Below are 17,825 nucleotides of genomic sequence, written 5' to 3' on the forward strand. Positions count from 1 at the left end.
TCGCCGCGCTCGTCGAAGCCGTCCATCTCCGAGAGGAGCTGCATCATCGTGCGCTGGACTTCGGCGTCGCCCGACGTCTTCGAGTCCGTGCGCTTCGAGGCGATGGCGTCGATCTCGTCGATGAAGACGACGGCCGGCTCGTGATCGCGGGCGACCTGAAAGAGATCGCGAACGAGCTTCGCGCCCTCGCCGATGAACTTGTGGACGAGTTCGCTGCCGGCCATCTTGATGAACGTCGCGTCCGTCTGGGCGGCGACGGCCTTCGCCATCATCGTCTTCCCCGTGCCGGGCGGACCATACAGAAGAACGCCGCTCGGCGGCTGGATGCCGACGTCCCCGAAGAGATCGGGGTTCTCCATCGGGAGTTCGACGGTCTCGCGGACTTCGCGGAGCTGCTCGGTGAGACCGCCGATGTCCTCGTAGCCGACCGACGGCGACTCCTCGACCTGCATGACCTGCGCGCGGACGTCGGCCTCGTCGTTCAGCCGCTTCACGATCGAGAGGCTGTTGTTGACGGCGACGCGCGCGCCGGGTTCGAGGTCGTCGCGGAGTTCACCCGTGATCTCCGTGAGCGCCTCCTGATTGTTCCCGTGCTGCTTGATGATCGCTCCGCGGTCGTTCATCTCTTGGACCGTGGCGACGAACAGCGGGGACTGCTTGAGCTTCTTGTTCTCGTGGGTGAGGCGTTCGAGCTTCTGCTGGTACTTGTTGTTCTCGGCGTTCGCGTCGAGGAGCTCGTCGCGCATCTCCTCGTTTTGCTCCTCGAGGACGTCGAGGCGCTCCCGGAGGGCCTCGATCTTCTCCTGCTGAGGCGCCCCCTCCTCGTACGGGAGTTCGACGTCGTCGACGGTGTCACTCATCGCTCACCGCTAGGGCGCTAGTTCATAAGAGGCTTCGGGTGGTTCACCCACACGTCTCGTTCGGTCCCGGATGATTCCCCACAGTAATGTCCCAAGAGAGTAAATATTATCACAAAGTATTCCGAAGCGTCGTGCATGAGCGCGATCCGGACCGCCGATGAGGACACCGTCGAGCGCCTGCGCGATCTCCCGCCGAGCGCGAAGCTCGTCGCGAAGGTGCTGGAGTACGAGGGGACGCTCACGCAGAGCGAGCTCGCCGAGGAGACCCTTCTCCCGGCCAGAACCGTCCGATACGCGTTGAATCGACTCGACGAGGAGGGAGTCGTCGACTCCCGTTTCTCCTTCACCGACGCGCGCAAGCGCATCTACGCGCTCGCCCTCGCGGAGTAGATCGACGCTGCATACTTACGCCCGAACGGCCAATCCGAGTACATGACGAAGGTCATCCACACGGGGGACACCCACCTCGGGTACCGCCAGTACCACTCCCCCGAGCGCCGGCAGGACTTCCTCGACGCCTTCCGGCGGGTCGTCGAGGACGCCATCGCGGACGACGTCGACGCCGTCGTCCACGCCGGCGACCTCTACCACGACCGGACGCCCGGTCTCGAAGACCTCATGGGCACCATCGAGGTCCTCCGGCCGCTCTCCGACGCGGGCATCCCCTTCCTCGCCGTCGTCGGCAACCACGAGGGCACTCGCCACGCCCAGTGGCTCGACCTCTTCGAGACGCTCGGTCTCGCAGAACGCCTCGACTTCGAGGGGCGACGCGTCGGCGACACGGTCCTCTACGGACTCGACTACGTCCCCGAGTCGAAGCGCGACGCCCTCGACTACGACTTCACGGAACGCGACGCCGCCCACACCGCGCTCGTCTCTCACGGTCTCTTCCAGCCCTTCCCGCACGGGACGTGGGACCTCGAAGCCGTGCTCGACGAGTCGAACGTCGCGTTCGACGCCGTCCTCCTCGGCGACGACCACACGCCCGACACCGTCCGTCTCGACGGCACGTGGGCGACCTACTGCGGTTCGACGGAGCGCGCGAGCGCGAGCGAACGCGACCCCCGCGGGTACAACGTCGTGACGCTCGACGCCGGTGACGCCGAGCGGGGCGAAGCGGGCGGCGACACCGGCGACGGCGTGACGATCAGTCGGCGCGGGCTCGACACTCGCGACTTCGTCTTCATCGACCTCGAACTCGGCGGATCCGAGGGCGAGGAGCGCGTCCGCGAGCGCGTCCGCGAGGAGTCCGTCGCGGACGCCGTCGTCGTCGTCACGATCGAGGGCGAGGGCGGCGAGGTCACGCCCGCCGATATCGAGCGCTACGGCGACGAACGCGGGGCGCTCGTGACGCGGGTGACCGACCGCCGCGAGGTGAACGTCGACGCCGACTACGAGGTCTCGTTCGCGGACCCCGACGAGGCCGTCCGCGAGCGCGTCCGCGACCTCGGCCTGAGCGAGGCCGCCCGCGGCATCGACGAGGCCGTCCGCGGGAGCGAGATCGCCGATTCGAACGTGCGCGACGAGGTGAAAGCGCGCGTCGAGTCGATCGTCGACGACGGCGATCTCGGGGTCTTCGAGGCCGCCCGCGACGGCGACGAGAACGGCAGCGACACGGACCACGATCCCGCGATCGGCGCCGAATCCGGTGGCGTCGCCGAACCAGACGCCGATGACGTCGAGCGCGATTCGTCGGCGACCACCATGGAGAACTACCGGTGAGGGTCGATCGCCTCCGCCTCCGGAACTTCAAGTGCTACGAGGACGCGGACGTCTCGCTCGGCTCCGGTGTGACGGTCATCCACGGTCTCAACGGGAGCGGGAAGTCCTCGCTCTTGGAGGCGTGTTTCTTCGCGCTCTACGGGGCGACGCCGCTCGATCGGACGCTCGACGAGGTCGTCACGATCGGCGCGGAGGAAGCCGAGGTCGACCTCTGGTTCACGCACGCCGGCGCGTCCTTCCACCTCCACCGGCGCGTCCGCCACACGGGCGATCGGGCGAGCACGGCCGACTGCACGCTGGAGACGCCCGACGACACCGTCGAGGGCGCCCGCGACGTCCGCGGCTACGTCGTCGATCTCCTGCGGATGGACGCGGACGCCTTCGTCAACTGCGCGTACGTCCGGCAGGGCGAGGTGAACGAACTCATCAACGCCTCCCCGAGCGAGCGACAGGACGTGATCGACGACCTGCTCCAACTCGGCAAGCTGGAGGCGTATCGCGGGCGCGCTCGGGACGCCCGCCGCGGCGTGCAGGCCGTCCGCGACGCGCAGGCGGAACGCCTCGACTCACTCGCCGAGCAGATCACCGAGTACGAGGATCGCGACCTCCACGCCGAGCTGAACGCCCTCCGGACGGAGCTTTCGTCGGTCGAGGCGGACATCGACGAGTTCGAATCGAACCGCGAGACGGCCGAGCAGACGAAGGAAGACGCGGAGCGCGTCATCGAGCAGTACGCGGAGAAACGCGCGGAACTCGACGACGTCGAGGCGACGATCGCCGATCTGAAGGAGACCGTCACGGAGACCGAACGCGAGCGCGAGGCGCTGTCGGAGACCGTCGCGGACGCCCGCGAGCGCGTCGAAGACCTAGACGAGCGCGTCGCCGACCTGCTCGCGGACACCGACCTCGACGCCGACCCGGGGACGGTGGCCGTGGAGGCGGTGCGCGAGCGCCGCGCCGACGTCGCCGAGGAGCGCGACGACGTGCAGGACGAGCACGGCGACTGCCGGACGACGATCCAGACGCACGCGAGCGAGGCGGAGGCGGAACGCGAGCGCGCCGCGGAGTACGCGGAGCGCGCGGAGGACGCGCGCGAGCGGGCGGCCGAACTCGACGGGGAGGCTCGCGAAGCCGCCGAGCGGGTCGCGGACGCCGAGGCCCGCATCGAGGACGTCGAGGCGGAGCGCGAGGCGACGCGCGAGGCGTTCGCCGACGCGCCCGTGGACGTCGGCGAGGCCGAGTCGTACCGCGAGTCGCTGCGCGCGGACCTCGACGACGTCCGCGAGCGCGAGTCCGACGTCAAGGGCGACTTGCAGGCCGCGCGCGCGGCCCTCGCGGAGGCCGAGACCCTCCGGGAGGCCGGCAAATGCCCGGAGTGTGGCCAGCCGGTCGATGGGTCGCCGCACGTGGACGCGCTCGACGAGCGCCGCGACGCCGTCGCGGACCTCGAAGCCGCCCTCGAATCCGTCCGCGAGGAGACGGCCGATCTGGCGGAGCGCGTGGACCGCGCCGACGCCCTCGTCGACGCGGAGAGCGACCTCGACCGCCTCGAATCGCGTCGGCGGGATCTCGCCGAGCTTCGCGACGGCCACGCCGATACCGTCGAGTCGAAGCGCGGGGAGGCCGAGGCGAAGCGCGAGGAGGCCGCAGAGAACGAGGAGCGCGCGGACGCCGCCCGCGAGGCCGCCGCGGACGCCGAGAACGCGGCCGACGAGGCCCGCAGCCGGCTCGGGGAGCTGAACGGCCGTATCGCCGAGCTGAAGGAGCGTATCGGGACGCTCGACGACCTCGCGGACGCGCTCTCCGATCGCGAGAGCGCCGCGCGCGAGCTGTCGAACGCGCGCGAGCGCCGCGAGAGCCTCGCAGAGCTGAACGACGAGCGCCGCGAGCGCCTCGCCGAGGCCCGCGAGCGCAAGCGCGCCCTCGAAGGCGAGTTCGACGAGGAGCGCCTCGCCGAGGCCCGCAACGAGGGGGACCGCGCCGAGGACTACCTCGAACAGGTCGAGGCGAAACTCGACGACCTCGACGAGGAGCGCAGCGATCTCCGCGGGCGGATCGGCGCCGTCGAGAACGACATCGAGACGCTCGAAGACCTCCGCGAGAAGCGGGACGCCGTGCGCGAACGCGTCGACGCCCTCGACGGTCTCGTCGGCGAGACCGAAGCGCTCGAGGCGATGTACGGCGATCTCCGGGGGGAGCTACGCCAGCGGAACGTCGAGAAGCTCGAACGCCTCCTGAACGAGACGTTCGATCTCGTCTACGGCAACGACTCCTACGCGCGTCTCGAACTCGACGGGAGCTACGAACTCACCGTCTATCAGAAGGACGGCGAGGAACTCAAGCCCGACCAGCTCTCGGGCGGCGAGCGCGCGCTGTTCAACCTCTCGCTGCGCTGCGCGATCTATCGCCTGCTCGCGGAGGGCATCGAGGGGGCCGCCCCGCTCCCGCCGCTCATCCTCGACGAACCCACGGTGTTCCTCGACTCGGGGCACGTCTCGCGGCTCGTCGATCTCGTGGAGTCGATGCGCGACCTCGGCGTCGAGCAGATCCTCGTCGTCAGCCACGACGACGAACTCGTCGGCGCGGCGGACGACCTCCTGCACGTCGAGAAGGACGCCACCTCGAATCGCTCGCACGTCTCCACGGGCGTCGAGGCGGAGGCCGCCGCGACGCTGGACTGAGAGCGGCGCAGAGCAGGACAACGCTTTTCCACGAGCCGTCTCTGTGGCAGGTGTGAGCGACGACGGCCCGCCTCGTCCGCTGACGGTCGCCACCGTCGGCTCTGCCGCCGTCGGTCTCGTCGCGACCGTCGCGGACGTCGTCTTCGACACGCCGTGGCCGCTCGATACCGTTGGTGGCGTCCTCATCGTCGCCGGTGTGCTCGCGCTCGCGTGGCGGAAGCGACGGGAGGGTGCGAATGCGGCGGCCGCCACGCTCGTCGGCACCGCGCTCTGCGCGCTCGCTTCGTACGCGGACGACTTCGGGGTCAGTCTCCCCGGCGGGCTCCTCCGCGGTGCTCTCCTGCTCGTCGGCGTCGGATTCGTGCTCGTCGGCGCCCGCGAGCACTACACGGGGCGGGGCGCGTAGCGCTTCTGGAACGCGACCTACTCCCGTAGTGCCGCGACGCCCCGTTCGCCCGCGTCGGTGAGTTCGTACCCGCGCTCGCCGTGTACGTCCGCCTCCGCGACGAGACCGGCCGCGCGGAACTCCGTGAAGAGACCGTGGACGTCGCTCTCGCAGAGGTCGTACTCCGAGAGGACGGTTCGTACGGGTAGGGGTCCGCGTTCGTGGAGTTCGCAGAGGAGACCGAGCGAGCGCTCGCTCCGCGCGACGGTGAGGACCCGTCTCGTGTGCTCGGGGACGGCGCGCGCGGCGGCTTCGAGCGGGTCCGTTCCGTCCGCTGGCTCCAGTTCCTCGTTCGGTAGGTACTCCTCCGCGCCCGTCTCCGGATCGCGGACGCGGCTACTCTCCGCCGATCGCTTCACGAGCAAGTAGGTGTGGTCGTCGCCGTCGCGGACGGTGCGCATGGCCGTGACGTGGCGCGCCGCGCGGTTAGCCGTGTCGCCCGCGGCGGCTCACTCCGCCGCGTCGTCGTCCGCGTCGTCCGCGTCGTCGTGGACGCCGGCGTCGATGGCGCGCTGGACGCCGCGATAGGTGTAGAGTCCGTAGGCGAGACCGGCGAAGCCCACGATCGCGAGACCGCCGCCGAGGACGAGGCGGCCGCGGAAGTAGAGGAACAGCAGTCCGAGCGCGGCCGCGAGGACGGCGAGGTTGAACACGACGACGAGATAGACGAACTGGCGCTGAAGCGGATCGCTCAGATCGACGTCGGCGGACTCGTCCTCGTCCGCCTCGTCCTCCGAGGCGGGGCTCGCGGGCTTCAGCGAGTCGAACACGAACGGGAGAGCGGTACCGAGAGTAAAGAGCGTTGCTAGTTAGCGCTGGTCCCCGAGGGGGACCGCGTGCGTCGCCTTCAGCCACGCGAGGGGGTTCTCCGAGTCGTAGAGCACGACCCCGTCCGTGGTGTCGTACGTCTCGATACCGTCTCGGGGGTCGTCGCCTTCGGGGAGCTGGGGTACGTGGTTCCCGCGCTCGTCGTCCTGCGTGGCGTTGTCGGACACGTCGTTCACCTCTGACCTATGGTATGGCGTACCACGGTATATACCTTTCCCCCGTTCGGCCGAGTCGTCGCGGCTCCGTCGATCGATTTTCGCGTCGCCGGAGGACGCATAGCGGCGAAGGCGCGGCCTTCTTAGGAACGCGGACGCAAGTGGTGTGCAATGAGTAACGCGAGTCTCACCGACTTCTCGTCCGGATCGGACGCCGCCGACGGCGGGGACGGCGCGGACGCGTCCCCGCGGCCCGACGAGGAGGCGCGGTACGTCGCCGGCGACGACGACCCCGTCGTCAGCGAGGTGTTCGACGCCGAATCCGGTGCGCTCCCCGACGTCGACGCCACTCTCGATCTAATGGTGACGCAGGTCGACTACACCGTCGAGGGGTCCGGCGAGCGCGAACGTCCCGTCATCCACGTCTTCGGCCGCACGAGCAGGAACGACGTCGAGCACGTCCGCGTCCACGGCTTCCGGCCGTACTTCTACGCCCCCACCGACTCGCTCGACGAGGAGGACCTCGCGAAGGACGTCATCACCGGCCACGAGGCGGGCTACGAGTCCATCCGCGGCGACGACCTCACGAAGATCTACGGGCGCACGCCGCGGGACGTCGGGAACATCCGCGACGAGTACGACCACTACGAGGCGGACATCCTCTTCCCCAACCGCTTCCTCATCGACAAGGACGTCAACAGCGGAATCCGAGTGCCCGCCCGCCGCGCCGAGAGCGACGGTGCGCTCGTCGTCCGCCACGACGAGGTCGAACCCGTCGAGGCCGAGGCCGACCTCCGCGTGACCACCTTCGACATCGAGGTCGACGACCGCAACGGCTTCCCCGAGGAGGGCGAGGAGCCGATCGTCTGTCTCTCCAGTCACGACAGCTATCGCGACGAGTACGTCGCGTGGCTCCAGACCGACAACGAGGGCGACGCGCCCGCCCCCGACGACCTCTCGGGCTACGACCTGCTCGACGAGGAGTCGGGCGCCGACATCGACGTCCGTGTCTTCGAGGAGGAGGCGGCGATGCTGGAGGCGTTCCTCGACTATGTCATCGAGACCGATCCAGATTGCATGACTGGTTGGAATTTCGAGGATTTCGACGCGCCGTACTTCATCGACCGCCTCGAGGAGCTGAACCCGCACACCGACCGCGACCTCGACTACAACCGTCTTTCGCGCGTGAACGAGGTGTGGCGCTCCGATTGGCAGGGCCCGAACGTCAAGGGCCGCGTCGTCTTCGACCTCCTCTACGCCTATCAGCGCACGCAGTTCTCCGAACTCGATTCGTACCGACTCGACGCGGTCGGTGAGACCGAACTCGGCGTCGGGAAGGAGCGCTACGCGGGCGACATCGGCGACCTCTGGGAGGACGACCCCGAGCGCCTCTTGGAGTACAACGTGCGCGACGTCGAGCTCTGCGTCGAGATCGACCGCAAGCAGGACGTCATCGACTTCTGGGAGGAGGTCGCTTCCTTCGTCGGCTGCAAGCTCGAGGACGCGACGACGCCCGGCGACGCGGTGGACGTCTACGTCCTCCACAAGGCCCACGGGCGCTTCGCGCTCCCATCGAAGGGCCGACAGGAGTCGGAGGACTACGAGGGCGGCGCGGTCTTCGACCCGATCACGGGCGTCAAGGAGAACGTGACGGTGCTCGACCTGAAGTGCTTCAGCGGCGATACCGACCTGCTCACGCCCGACGGCGTCCGGAACATCACTGACGTCGACGTCGGCGATCCGGTCTACACCCTGAATCCCGAGACGTTCGAGTGCGAGGTGAAGCCGGTCGAGCAAACCCACCACTACCCGAACAAGTACGGCGAACTCCACCACCTGAGCGGGACCACACACGACCTCAAAGTCACGGAGAACCATCGCTTCCTCGCGTCGAGTAAACGGCGGTGGGACGAACAGACGCCGGACGATTTCGAGTTCACGGAGTACCGAAACCTCGCTGACGCACAGCGGTACGCGTTCCCGTCGCACGAACCCATGGACGGGGACGCGGTCGAGACGTTCGACCTCTACAACGACGTCGACGACGGATACGCCGTCGTCTACTCCGACGACGACCTTCGCGTGTTCCGCGCCGCGATGCCGGACACCGTCACCGAGTCCCTCACGCTCGTACACGGCTCCGCACAGGCTCTCGAGATGGAGAAGACGGGGAAGTATCTCGTTCCCATCGACGTCTTCCGCGAACACGAAACGCGTATCCGGGAGTTCTCCGATCACGTCTTCCTCAAGTACGACCGGCAACACCGGGAGACGCCGCTCTCCTTCGAGATGGCGGACTGGCTCGAACTCGTCGGGTGGTACGTGACGGAGGGCAGCACCGACCGTGAGAACGGTCGATTCACGCTCCATCAGGACGACGAGTCCGGACGGACGGCGATCCGCGACCTCCTCGACCGGATGGGGATCAACTACAATCTCGACGACCGCGGTGTCAACGTCTCGAATCGCTACCTCCTCGAATGGCTCTCCGAGAACTGCGGGGAGGGGTACGCGAACAAACGGCTCCCGGAGGGGGTGTTCGAGTTGGATTCGACGCTTCTCGACCGTCTCCTTCGGACGATGATCGCGGGCGATGGCACCGCCGGTGACGAGAGTACGGTGAGTGAGCTTTGGACGAAGAGCGACCCGCTGAAGGAGGGATTCGTTCAGCTGGCAGTCCGTTGTGGGCACAAGCCGACGGTGACGAAGCAGTCCGATGGAACGTGGTACGTCTCTATCGGGAAGCGCGGGTCGTTCAACAAGAGCGCCAACGCGTCCGTCGAGGACCACGACGGGGACGTCCACTGCGTCACCGCCGCTGACAACCACGTCGTCCTCGCCGGCCGGAACGGTCACTTCCAGTGGGTCGGGCAATCCCTCTATCCCATGGCGATGCGGACGATCAACGCGTCGCCGGAGACGAAAGTGGACCCACAGAGCTACGACGGTGACACCTTCCACGCGCCCAACGGGACGCACTTCCGGGAGGAGCCGGACGGCATCATCCGCGAGATCATCGAGGAGACGTTAAACGAGCGCGAGGAAAAGAAGGGTCTGCGTAGCGAGCACGACCCCGGGACGAACGAGTACGAGCGCTACGACCGCCAGCAGGCCGCCGTGAAGGTCATCATGAACTGCTTCACGCCGGACACGGACGTCCTCACGCCCGACGGCGTGCGGAACATCCGCGACCTCGACGTCGGCGACACCGTCTACTCGCTCGACCCGGAGACGATGCGACTGGAGGAGAAGCCGGTCGTGGAGACGCAGGCGTACCCCGACTATCGCGGCGACCTCGTCGACGTCGAGACGAGCGAGATCGACTTCAGCGTCACGCCGAACCACCGAATGCTCGTCCGGCAGGACGACGCGAACGGCGCGTCGTGGGACGACTACCGGTTCGTCGAGGCCGGCGACCTGAACCCCTCGTCGCACTACGAGATTCCCCACGACTGGTCGATGGCGCACGGCGACCCCATCGAGGAGGTCGACCTCACGGAGCACGTCGAGGGCGACTACGAGGTGTGGGTCCGCCCCTCCGTCCACGGCCAGACGTTCACGTCTGAGCTCGGCTGGACGCCGCGGCGCGTGCCGAAAGCGGACGTCGGACAGACCGGCTACGTCTTCACGGCCGAGGAGTTCGAGGCGCACCGCGAGTACGTCGAGTCCGTCTGCGAGACCGGCTTCGTCCACCGCGAGTCCGGCCGGAAGTGGATTCCGCGCACGTACGACGGCGACGACTTCCTCGACCTGCTGGCGTGGTACGTCACGGAGGGGACCGTCCACACGTCCGAAGATGAGCGGTTCGGCGAGAACTCCCGCGGCTCCGCGACGACGGTCACGATCGCGCAGGACGCCGTCGCAGACGGCGGCGAAACGGACGACCACGCCCGGGTCGGGGCGCTCCTCGACCGGATGGGCTTCGACTACTACGTCGACGACCGCGCGTATCAGGTCACCTCGCGGCTCCTCGGCGACCTTCTCGAAGCGCTGTGCGGCGAGAACAGCTCCGAGAAGCGGATTCCCGAGTTCGTCTTCGACGCGAGCGAGCGGCAGAAGCGGCGCTTCCTCGACACGCTCGTCGCCGGCGACGGCGACCGACAGGCGAACTCGTGGCGCTACACGACGTCGAGCGACCGGCTCCGCGACGACGTCCTCCGGCTCTGTGCGCACCTCGGGGAGACGGCGAGCTACGACCGCGACGGCGGGTCGTGTCGGATCTACTGCACCGAGGGAGCGAAGAACTCCTTCCGGATGCACCGGAGCGGCGGAACGAGTACGGCCGAGGACGGCGTCTACTGCGTCACCGTCGAGGACAACCACACGCTTCTCGCCGGTCGGAACGGGAAATTCCAGTTCGTCGGTCAGTCCTTATATGGCGTCCTCGGATGGGAGCGTTTCCGGCTCTACGACAAGGAGATGGGCGCGGCGGTCACGGCAACGGGACGGGACGTTATCGAGTTCACCGCCGACGCCGCGGGCGAACTCGACTACGAAATCGCCTACGGGGACAGCGTCACGGGCGACCGACCGGTCGTCGTCCGCGACCCCGAGGGTCGCGTCCGTATCACACCGATAGCGGAGCTGTTCGAGCGAGCGGCGCGGTCGGAGAACGTTCTCGTCACCGCCGACGGCGGGCCGGTCACGAGCGCGTCCGTCGGGAAGGACCGTCGAACGCTCGACGGCTGGGACGCCTCTCGCTGAACGACGACGGCGAGACCGAATGGAAGCCAATCGAGCAGGCAATTCGCCACGAGACGGACGAGCCGGTCGTGAAACTGCAGCACGAGTTCGGTGAGTCTACGACGACCCGCGACCACTCCTACGTGGTCGACGGAGCGGACGGTCTCGAAGAAGCCGTCCCTGCCGACGTCGACGAGCCCCTCCGCGTTCCCGACATGCCCGACGCCGGAACCGTCACAGAGATCGACGTCTACGAGGTCCTTCGGGGGTACGAACGCGAGTACGAGGACGGCCGCGGGACCGGTGGATCGACGGTGAAGACGAAGCGCGTCTACGCCGACGACGAGTCCGTCTGGTTCGGACACGAACACTACGGTGACCTCGACTCGACCGTCACGGTCCAACGTCACATCGACCTCGCGAGCGAGGACGGCGCGGCGCTCGTCCGTCTCCTCGGCGCGTACGTCCCCGAGGGAAGTGCCTCGACGGTCGAGACCGCGGACGGGAAGTTCGGCGCGAGCATCGCGGAATCCCGCCGCGAGTGGATCGAGCAGCTAGAGGACGACTACCACCGGCTCTTCGAGAACGCGGAGGCGAGCATCATCGCGAGCGACTCGCGTGACGAGCGGGCGCTCGAGTACGAGACTGAGTCCGGCGCGGAGTCCGCGACCTACGACGACCGAACGCTCAAACTCCAGATGATGAACGAGCTCTCTGCCGTGTTCTTCCGGGAGTTCGCCGGCCAGACCTCGCATAGGACGCGCATCCCGTCGTTCGTCTACCACCTCGACGACGACCTGCAGGCCCTCTTCCTCGACGTACTCGTCGAGGGCGACGGCTCGCGCGAGTTCCCGTACTCCGAGGGGTACGCGGCGCGGAACTTCGACTTCGAGACGACGAGTCGCGAACTTGCCGCGGGGCTCTCGATGCTCCTCACCCAGCGCGGGAAGAAACATTCACTGAAATACCGCGACGGCAAGGGCTCCTATACGGTCCGGACCTGCGACTCGTACCGTGGCGGCCGCGACCCGGTACTCACCACCGTCGAACACGACGGCTACGTCTACGATCTGAGCGTCGCAGACAACGAGAACTTCGTGGACGCACTCGGTGGTATCGTCCTCCACAACACCGACTCCGTGATGCTGGAACTCGGCGGCGACGTCGAGAAGGAGGAGGCCATCGAGCAGTCCTTCGACATCGCCGAGTACATCAACGACCGCTACGACGTCTTCGCGCTCGAAGAACTCGACGCGGCCGTCCACCACTTCGAGATCGAGTTCGAGAAGCTCTACCGGCGCTTCTTCCAGGCGGGCAAGAAGAAACGCTACGCCGGCCACATCGTCTGGAAGGAGGGGAAGGACGTCGACGACATCGACATCACGGGCTTCGAGTACAAGCGGTCGGACATCGCGCCGATCACCAAAGACGTCCAGAAGCAGGTGATCGACATGATCGTCCACGGGGAGGACACCGACGACGTGAAGGAGTACGTCCACGACGTCGTGGAGGACTTCCGTGACGGCAACGTCGACCTCGACGACGTCGGCATCCCGGGCGGCATCGGGAAGCGCCTCGACAACTACGACACGGACACCGCCCAAGTGCGCGGCGCGAAGTACGCGAACCTCCTCTTGGGGACGAACTTCCAGCGCGGGTCGAAGCCGAAACGCCTCTACTTGAAGAAGGTGCATCCCGAATTCTTCCGCGAGATGGAGGAGGAGCACCCGGACCTCGTCGAGGACCCGCTCTACATCGAGTTCAAGCGCGACCCGGACGTGATCTGCTACGAGTACGCCGACCAGATTCCCGACGCCTTCGAGGTGGACTGGGAGACGATGCTGGAGAAGACCCTGAAAGGCCCGATCGAGCGGATCACGGAGGCGCTCGGCGTCTCGTGGGACGAGGTCGAGAGCGGGCAGACGCAGACAGGTCTCGGATCCTATATGTGAATCGGACGAAGAGCTAAGCCGTCGGCGCGCCTACGTCCTCGCGGGTGAGATCCATGGGAAAGCGCATTCTGCTGATCGCCGGCGACTTCACGGAGGACTACGAGACGATGGTGCCGTTTCAGGCCCTGCGGGCGGTCGGCCACGAGGTCGACGCGGTCTGTCCCGACAGGGAGGCCGGGGAGACGGTGAAGACGGCCGTCCACGACTTCCGGGGGGACCAGACGTACCTCGAAGAACGGGGGCACGACTTCGCGCTCACCGCGACGATGGCGGACGTCGACCCGGCGGACTACGACGCGCTCGTCGTACCGGGTGGGCGAGCGCCCGAGTACCTCCGGACGCACGAAATCGTCTTGGAGACCGTCCGGCACTTCTTCGAGGCGGAGAAGCCAGTCGCGACGCTCTGTCACGGCCCGCAGGTGCTCGCGGCCGCGGGCGTCCTCGACGGCTACGAGCTGACGAGCTATCCGGCGGTGCGCCCCGAGTGCGAGGCCGCGGGGTGTACGTGGGTGGACGAGGTGACGACGGACGGAAACCTCGTGACGGCGCGGGACTGGTCGGACAACGCCGAGTGGATCGCGCAGTTCCTCGACGTGCTCGGCGACCGGATCGAGCACGAGGGCGCGGCGGCGTCGGCGGACGACTGACCCACCGACGGTTTCCGTAATCGAAAAACGTTTTTCTCATCTACGAATTAGAGGGGGTCGGTTCCGAACCTTAATCCCGCGCGCGGGCGTTGTTACGAACGACCTAACCAATGGCTACGATCGAGCTCAAGAACGTTCACGCAGAAGTCGCCGAGGGGGACGAGCAAATCCTCCACGGCGTCGATCTGGAGGTCTCCTCCGGTGAGATCCACGCCTGATGGGACCCAACGGGAGCGGGAAGTCCACGACGTCGAAGGTCATCGCCGGCCACCCGGCCTACGACGTCACCGAGGGCGAGATCCTCCTCCACCTCGAAGCGGACGACTTCGACGACGTCGAGGAGATCCCCGAGGACGCCCGCACGTGGAACCTCCTCGAACTGGAGCCGAACGAGCGCGCCGCGCTCGGCGTCTTCCTCGCGTTCCAGTACCCGGCGGAGATCGAGGGTATCACGATGACGAACTTCCTCCGCACGGCGCTGAACGCGAAGATCGAGGAGCGCGACGAACTCCTCTTCGGCGAGGGCGAGGAGAACGAAGAGGAGGAGGAAGCCGGCTACGAGTCCTCCCCGATGGAGGGTCCCGCCGACGAGGGCGAGGTCGGCGTCGCGGAGTTCCAGTCGCTCCTCGAGGAGAAGATGGACCTCCTCGACATGGACGCGAAGTTCGCACAGCGCTACCTCAACGCCGGCTTCTCCGGCGGTGAGAAGAAACAGAACGAGGTCCTGCAGGCGGCCATCCTCGAGCCGACCATCGCGGTGCTCGACGAGATCGACTCCGGGCTCGACATCGACCGCCTTCAGGACGTCGCGGACGGCATCAACGCCCTCCGCGACGAGCAGGGCACGGGCGTCCTGCAGATCACGCACTACCAGCGCATCCTCGACTACGTCGAACCCGACACCGTCCACATCATGCTCGACGGCGAAATCGTCAAGGAGGGCGGTCCCGAGCTCGCGGCCGAGCTCGAGGACAAGGGGTACGACTGGGTGCGCGAGCAAGTCTACAACGCGGCTTAAACCACCAACGCAATGAGTTCAGAAGAGAACCTACAGGAGACGGACACCGAGGCGCGCTTCGAGTTCAAGAAAGAGGAGCACTCGGCCTTCGAGTCCGGGAAGGGTCTCACCGAGGAGACCATCCGGCTCATCTCCGAGGACAAGGACGAACCGGAATGGATGCTCGAGCGCCGTCTGCGCGCGCTCAAGCAGTACCAGAAGATGCCGATGCCGACGGACTGGCCGGGCCAGCCCGATCTCTCCGAACTCGACGTCGAGGAGATCGTCCCGTACATCCGACCCGACGTCGAGACCCGCGGCGGCGCGGAGAACTGGGAGGACCTCCCGGACGACATTCAGGACACCTTCGAGAAGCTCGGCATTCCGGAGGCCGAGCGGCAGGCGCTTTCGGGCGTCGGCGCGCAGTACGAGTCCGAGGTCGTCTACCAGAACATGCAGGAGCGCTGGGAGGAGAAGGGCGTGGTCTTCTGCAACATGGACGAGGCGGTTCAGGAGCACGAGGAGATCGTCAAAGAGCACTTCATGACGAACTGCGTCCCCGCCTCCGACAACAAGTTCGCGGCGCTCCACGGCGCCGTCTGGAGCGGCGGCTCGTTCGTCTACATCCCCGAGGACGTGACGGTCGAGATGCCGGTGCAGGCCTACTTCCGCATGAACTCGGAGGGGATGGGCCAGTTCGAGCACACGCTCATCATCGCCGAACCCGGTAGCGAAGTCCACTACATCGAGGGCTGTAGCGCGCCGAAGTACGGCACGCACAACCTCCACTCGGGTGGCGTCGAGGTCTTCGTGAAGGAGGACGCCCACGTGCAGTATTCGACCGTCCAGAACTGGTCGAAGAACACGTTCAACCTCAACACGAAGCGGGCCATCGTCGAGGAGAACGGCACGATGGAGTGGATCTCCGGGAGCATGGGATCGAAGGCCACGATGCTCTACCCCTGCTCGATCCTGAAGGGGCGCGGCGCGACGGACAACCACATCACGATCGCGTTCGCGGGCGACGGGCAGGACATCGACACCGGCGCGAAGGTCTACCACAACGCGCCCGACACGAAGTCCACCATCGAGTCGAAGTCCATCAGCAAGGACGGCGGCCGGACGAACTACCGCGGTCTCGTCCACATCGCGGACGGCGCCGAGGACTCCAGCACGTCCGTCGAGTGCGACGCGCTGATGTTCGACAACGAATCCACCAGCGACACCATGCCGTACATGGAGATCAACGAGTCGAAGGTGGACGTCGCTCACGAGGCAACGGTGGGGAAGATCGGCGACGAGGACGTCTTCTACCTCCAGTCGCGCGGGCTGGACGACGACGACGCGAAGCAGATGATCGTCGCCGGGTTCATCGAGCCGATCACGGAGGAACTGCCGATCGAGTACGCGGTCGAACTCAACCGCCTCATCGAGCTCGAGATGGAGGGGAGTCTCGGGTAACATGAGCGAGGCAACACACTTCAGCGCGGGCATCGACGTGGAGACGGTCGAGCGCATCGCCGAGGAGCGCGACGAGCCGAAGTGGCTCCGCGCGACGCGCCTCGACGCGCTCGAGGCGCTCTCCGACCTCGACTATCCGGACGTCATCCAGACGCCGGGCCGAACGTGGACGAACCTCGCGGACCTCGACTTCGAGGACCTCGTCGCGCCGTTCGACCAGACCGAAGAGAAGGACTGGGTCGTGGCTGAGGAGGCGACCGTCGTCCCGTTCCACGAGGCGCTGAACGACGACGACCTCGAAGCGCTCGTGAAGGAGCACTTCGGGAGCGTCGTCGATCCGCAGGAGAACCGCCTGACCGCGCTCTCCACGGCGCTGTTCACGACCGGGACCGTCGTCTACGTCCCCTCACAGGTCGACGCGGAGGACGTGAAGATCCGGACGACGATGAACGGGCGCTCGCTGTTCAACTACACGCTCGTCGTCACCGAGCAGAACGCCTCCGTCACCATCCTCGAACGGCAGGATACTGGCCACGAGGCGCGAAGCGCCTCGAACCGTGCGAGCGGTGAAACCGCGAGCAGCGAGGACGCTCCCGAGAGCGAGGAGCGCTACTACTCCGGTATCGTCGAGGTCGCCGCCGGCGAGAACTCGTACGTCCAGTACGGCTCGCTGCAGGACTTCGATCAGACCACGTACAATTACACGCTGAAGCGCGGCGTCACCGACACCTACGCCACGGTCAACTGGATCGAGGGCAACCTCGGCTCTCGTCTGACGAAGACCGAGGTCTCCACCCTGCTCGAGGGCGACTCCTCGGAGTCGAAGATCGTCGGCGCGTTCTTCGGGCACGACGACCAGCACTTCGATCTCGACTCGAAGGTCTGGCATCGCGCCGAGCACACCACCGCGGACCTCGTGACGCGCGGCGTCATCGACGACGTGTCGCGCTCGGTCTACGAGGGCGTGCAGGACGTCGGCGCGGACGCGTGGGACACGAACTCCTACCAGCGTGAGAACACGCTGATGCTCTCCGATGAGTCCGAGGCGGACGCGTCGCCGAAGCTCATCATCAACAACCACGACACGGAGGCCTCCCACTCCGCGACGGTCGGCCAGATCGATCAGGAGGACCTCTTCTACATGGAGGGGCGCGCGGTGCCCCCGGAGACGGCGGAGAACATGCTCGTCGAGGGCTTCTTCGTCCCCGTCCTCGAGGAGGTCGAGGTCGCGGAACTCCGCGAGGACCTCGAGGAGCGCATCCACGAGCGTCTCCGAGACTGACGTCTCGGGCCGTCTACTTTCTCGGCCGTTCTCCTCTTCTCTCGGGTCGTCGCCCGTCGGTGAAAGCGCTTAGGTGCTCGCTCCCCATACGGAGTGATATGCGATCGGGAGC

General features: G+C 66.9%; 12 protein-coding genes and 2 pseudogenes. 10 read left to right on the forward strand and 4 right to left on the reverse strand.

Annotated elements, in window-relative coordinates; translation table 11 throughout:
* The coding region (locus tag AOZ13_RS00515) for an AAA family ATPase (protein ID WP_049933630.1) at positions 1-860 on the reverse strand (860 nt) is incomplete at its 3' end.
* Positions 861-995: 135 nt separating this feature from the next.
* On the opposite strand from AOZ13_RS00515, the gene AOZ13_RS00520 reads away from it, so the two are divergent.
* Genes AOZ13_RS00520 through AOZ13_RS00535 form a run of 4 tightly spaced genes read left to right on the forward strand, consistent with a single transcriptional unit; the run spans position 996 to position 5,669 of the window.
* Positions 996-1,250, forward strand: coding sequence for a MarR family transcriptional regulator (locus AOZ13_RS00520; RefSeq protein ID WP_020220873.1), 255 nt, complete (start codon positions 996-998; stop codon positions 1,248-1,250).
* A 42-nt stretch (positions 1,251-1,292) separates the two neighbouring features.
* On the forward strand, positions 1,293-2,582 hold the full coding sequence (gene mre11, locus AOZ13_RS00525) for a DNA double-strand break repair protein Mre11 (RefSeq protein WP_020220874.1): 1,290 nt from the start codon (positions 1,293-1,295) through the stop codon (positions 2,580-2,582).
* Complete coding sequence (rad50, locus tag AOZ13_RS00530) at positions 2,579-5,263, forward strand: DNA double-strand break repair ATPase Rad50 (RefSeq protein ID WP_021779518.1); 2,685 nt, start codon at positions 2,579-2,581, stop codon at positions 5,261-5,263. Before mre11 ends, rad50 begins: the two co-directional genes overlap by 4 nt.
* 52 nt (positions 5,264-5,315) lie before the next feature.
* Positions 5,316-5,669, forward strand: coding sequence for a hypothetical protein (locus tag AOZ13_RS00535; RefSeq protein ID WP_020222745.1), 354 nt, complete (start codon positions 5,316-5,318; stop codon positions 5,667-5,669).
* Positions 5,670-5,686: 17 nt separating this feature from the next.
* Here AOZ13_RS00535 and AOZ13_RS00540 read toward each other — a convergent pair whose 3' ends face one another.
* The 3 genes from AOZ13_RS00540 to AOZ13_RS00550 are packed head-to-tail and all read right to left on the reverse strand — an operon-like array spanning position 5,687 to position 6,712.
* Positions 5,687-6,109, reverse strand: a complete 423-nt coding sequence (locus AOZ13_RS00540; RefSeq protein ID WP_020222746.1) for a DUF7346 family protein — start codon at positions 6,107-6,109, stop codon at positions 5,687-5,689.
* Positions 6,110-6,157: 48 nt separating this feature from the next.
* A complete protein-coding gene (locus AOZ13_RS00545; RefSeq protein ID WP_020221043.1) occupies positions 6,158-6,478 on the reverse strand; it encodes a DUF7322 domain-containing protein in 321 nt (106 codons plus the stop codon).
* A 39-nt stretch (positions 6,479-6,517) separates the two neighbouring features.
* Complete coding sequence (locus tag AOZ13_RS00550) at positions 6,518-6,712, reverse strand: DUF7331 family protein (RefSeq protein WP_020221042.1); 195 nt, start codon at positions 6,710-6,712, stop codon at positions 6,518-6,520.
* Positions 6,713-6,862: 150 nt separating this feature from the next.
* Between AOZ13_RS00550 and AOZ13_RS15830 the strand changes: the two are divergent.
* The 6 genes and pseudogenes from AOZ13_RS15830 to sufD form a co-directional block, all read left to right on the forward strand.
* Positions 6,863-11,206 (forward strand): annotated as a pseudogene (locus AOZ13_RS15830) (3'-5' exonuclease); the annotation flags it as partial.
* 257 nt (positions 11,207-11,463) lie between these two features.
* Positions 11,464-13,326 (forward strand): DNA polymerase domain-containing protein, encoded by a 1,863-nt coding sequence (locus AOZ13_RS15835; protein WP_021779520.1) that lies wholly within the window; start codon positions 11,464-11,466, stop codon positions 13,324-13,326.
* A gap of 53 nt (positions 13,327-13,379) precedes the next feature.
* A complete protein-coding gene (locus AOZ13_RS00565) occupies positions 13,380-13,973 on the forward strand; it encodes a DJ-1/PfpI family protein (protein ID WP_020221040.1) in 594 nt (197 codons plus the stop codon).
* Between the two features lie 110 nt (positions 13,974-14,083).
* A pseudogene (locus AOZ13_RS00570) lies at positions 14,084-14,991 on the forward strand (ATP-binding cassette domain-containing protein).
* Positions 14,992-15,003: 12 nt separating this feature from the next.
* The gene (gene sufB, locus AOZ13_RS00575) at positions 15,004-16,431 is read left to right on the forward strand and encodes a Fe-S cluster assembly protein SufB (protein WP_020221038.1); all 1,428 of its coding nucleotides are present in this window, start codon (positions 15,004-15,006) and stop codon (positions 16,429-16,431) included.
* Between the two features lies 1 nt (position 16,432).
* Positions 16,433-17,713 carry a Fe-S cluster assembly protein SufD gene (gene sufD / locus AOZ13_RS00580; protein ID WP_020221037.1) on the forward strand — a complete coding sequence of 427 codons (1,281 nt, stop codon included), beginning with the start codon at positions 16,433-16,435 and terminating at the stop codon, positions 17,711-17,713.
* The last annotated feature ends 112 nt before the right edge of the window (positions 17,714-17,825 follow it).

Source organism: Halarchaeum acidiphilum MH1-52-1, from assembly GCF_000474235.1.
Taxonomy (GTDB): Archaea; Halobacteriota; Halobacteria; order Halobacteriales; family Halobacteriaceae; genus Halarchaeum; species Halarchaeum acidiphilum.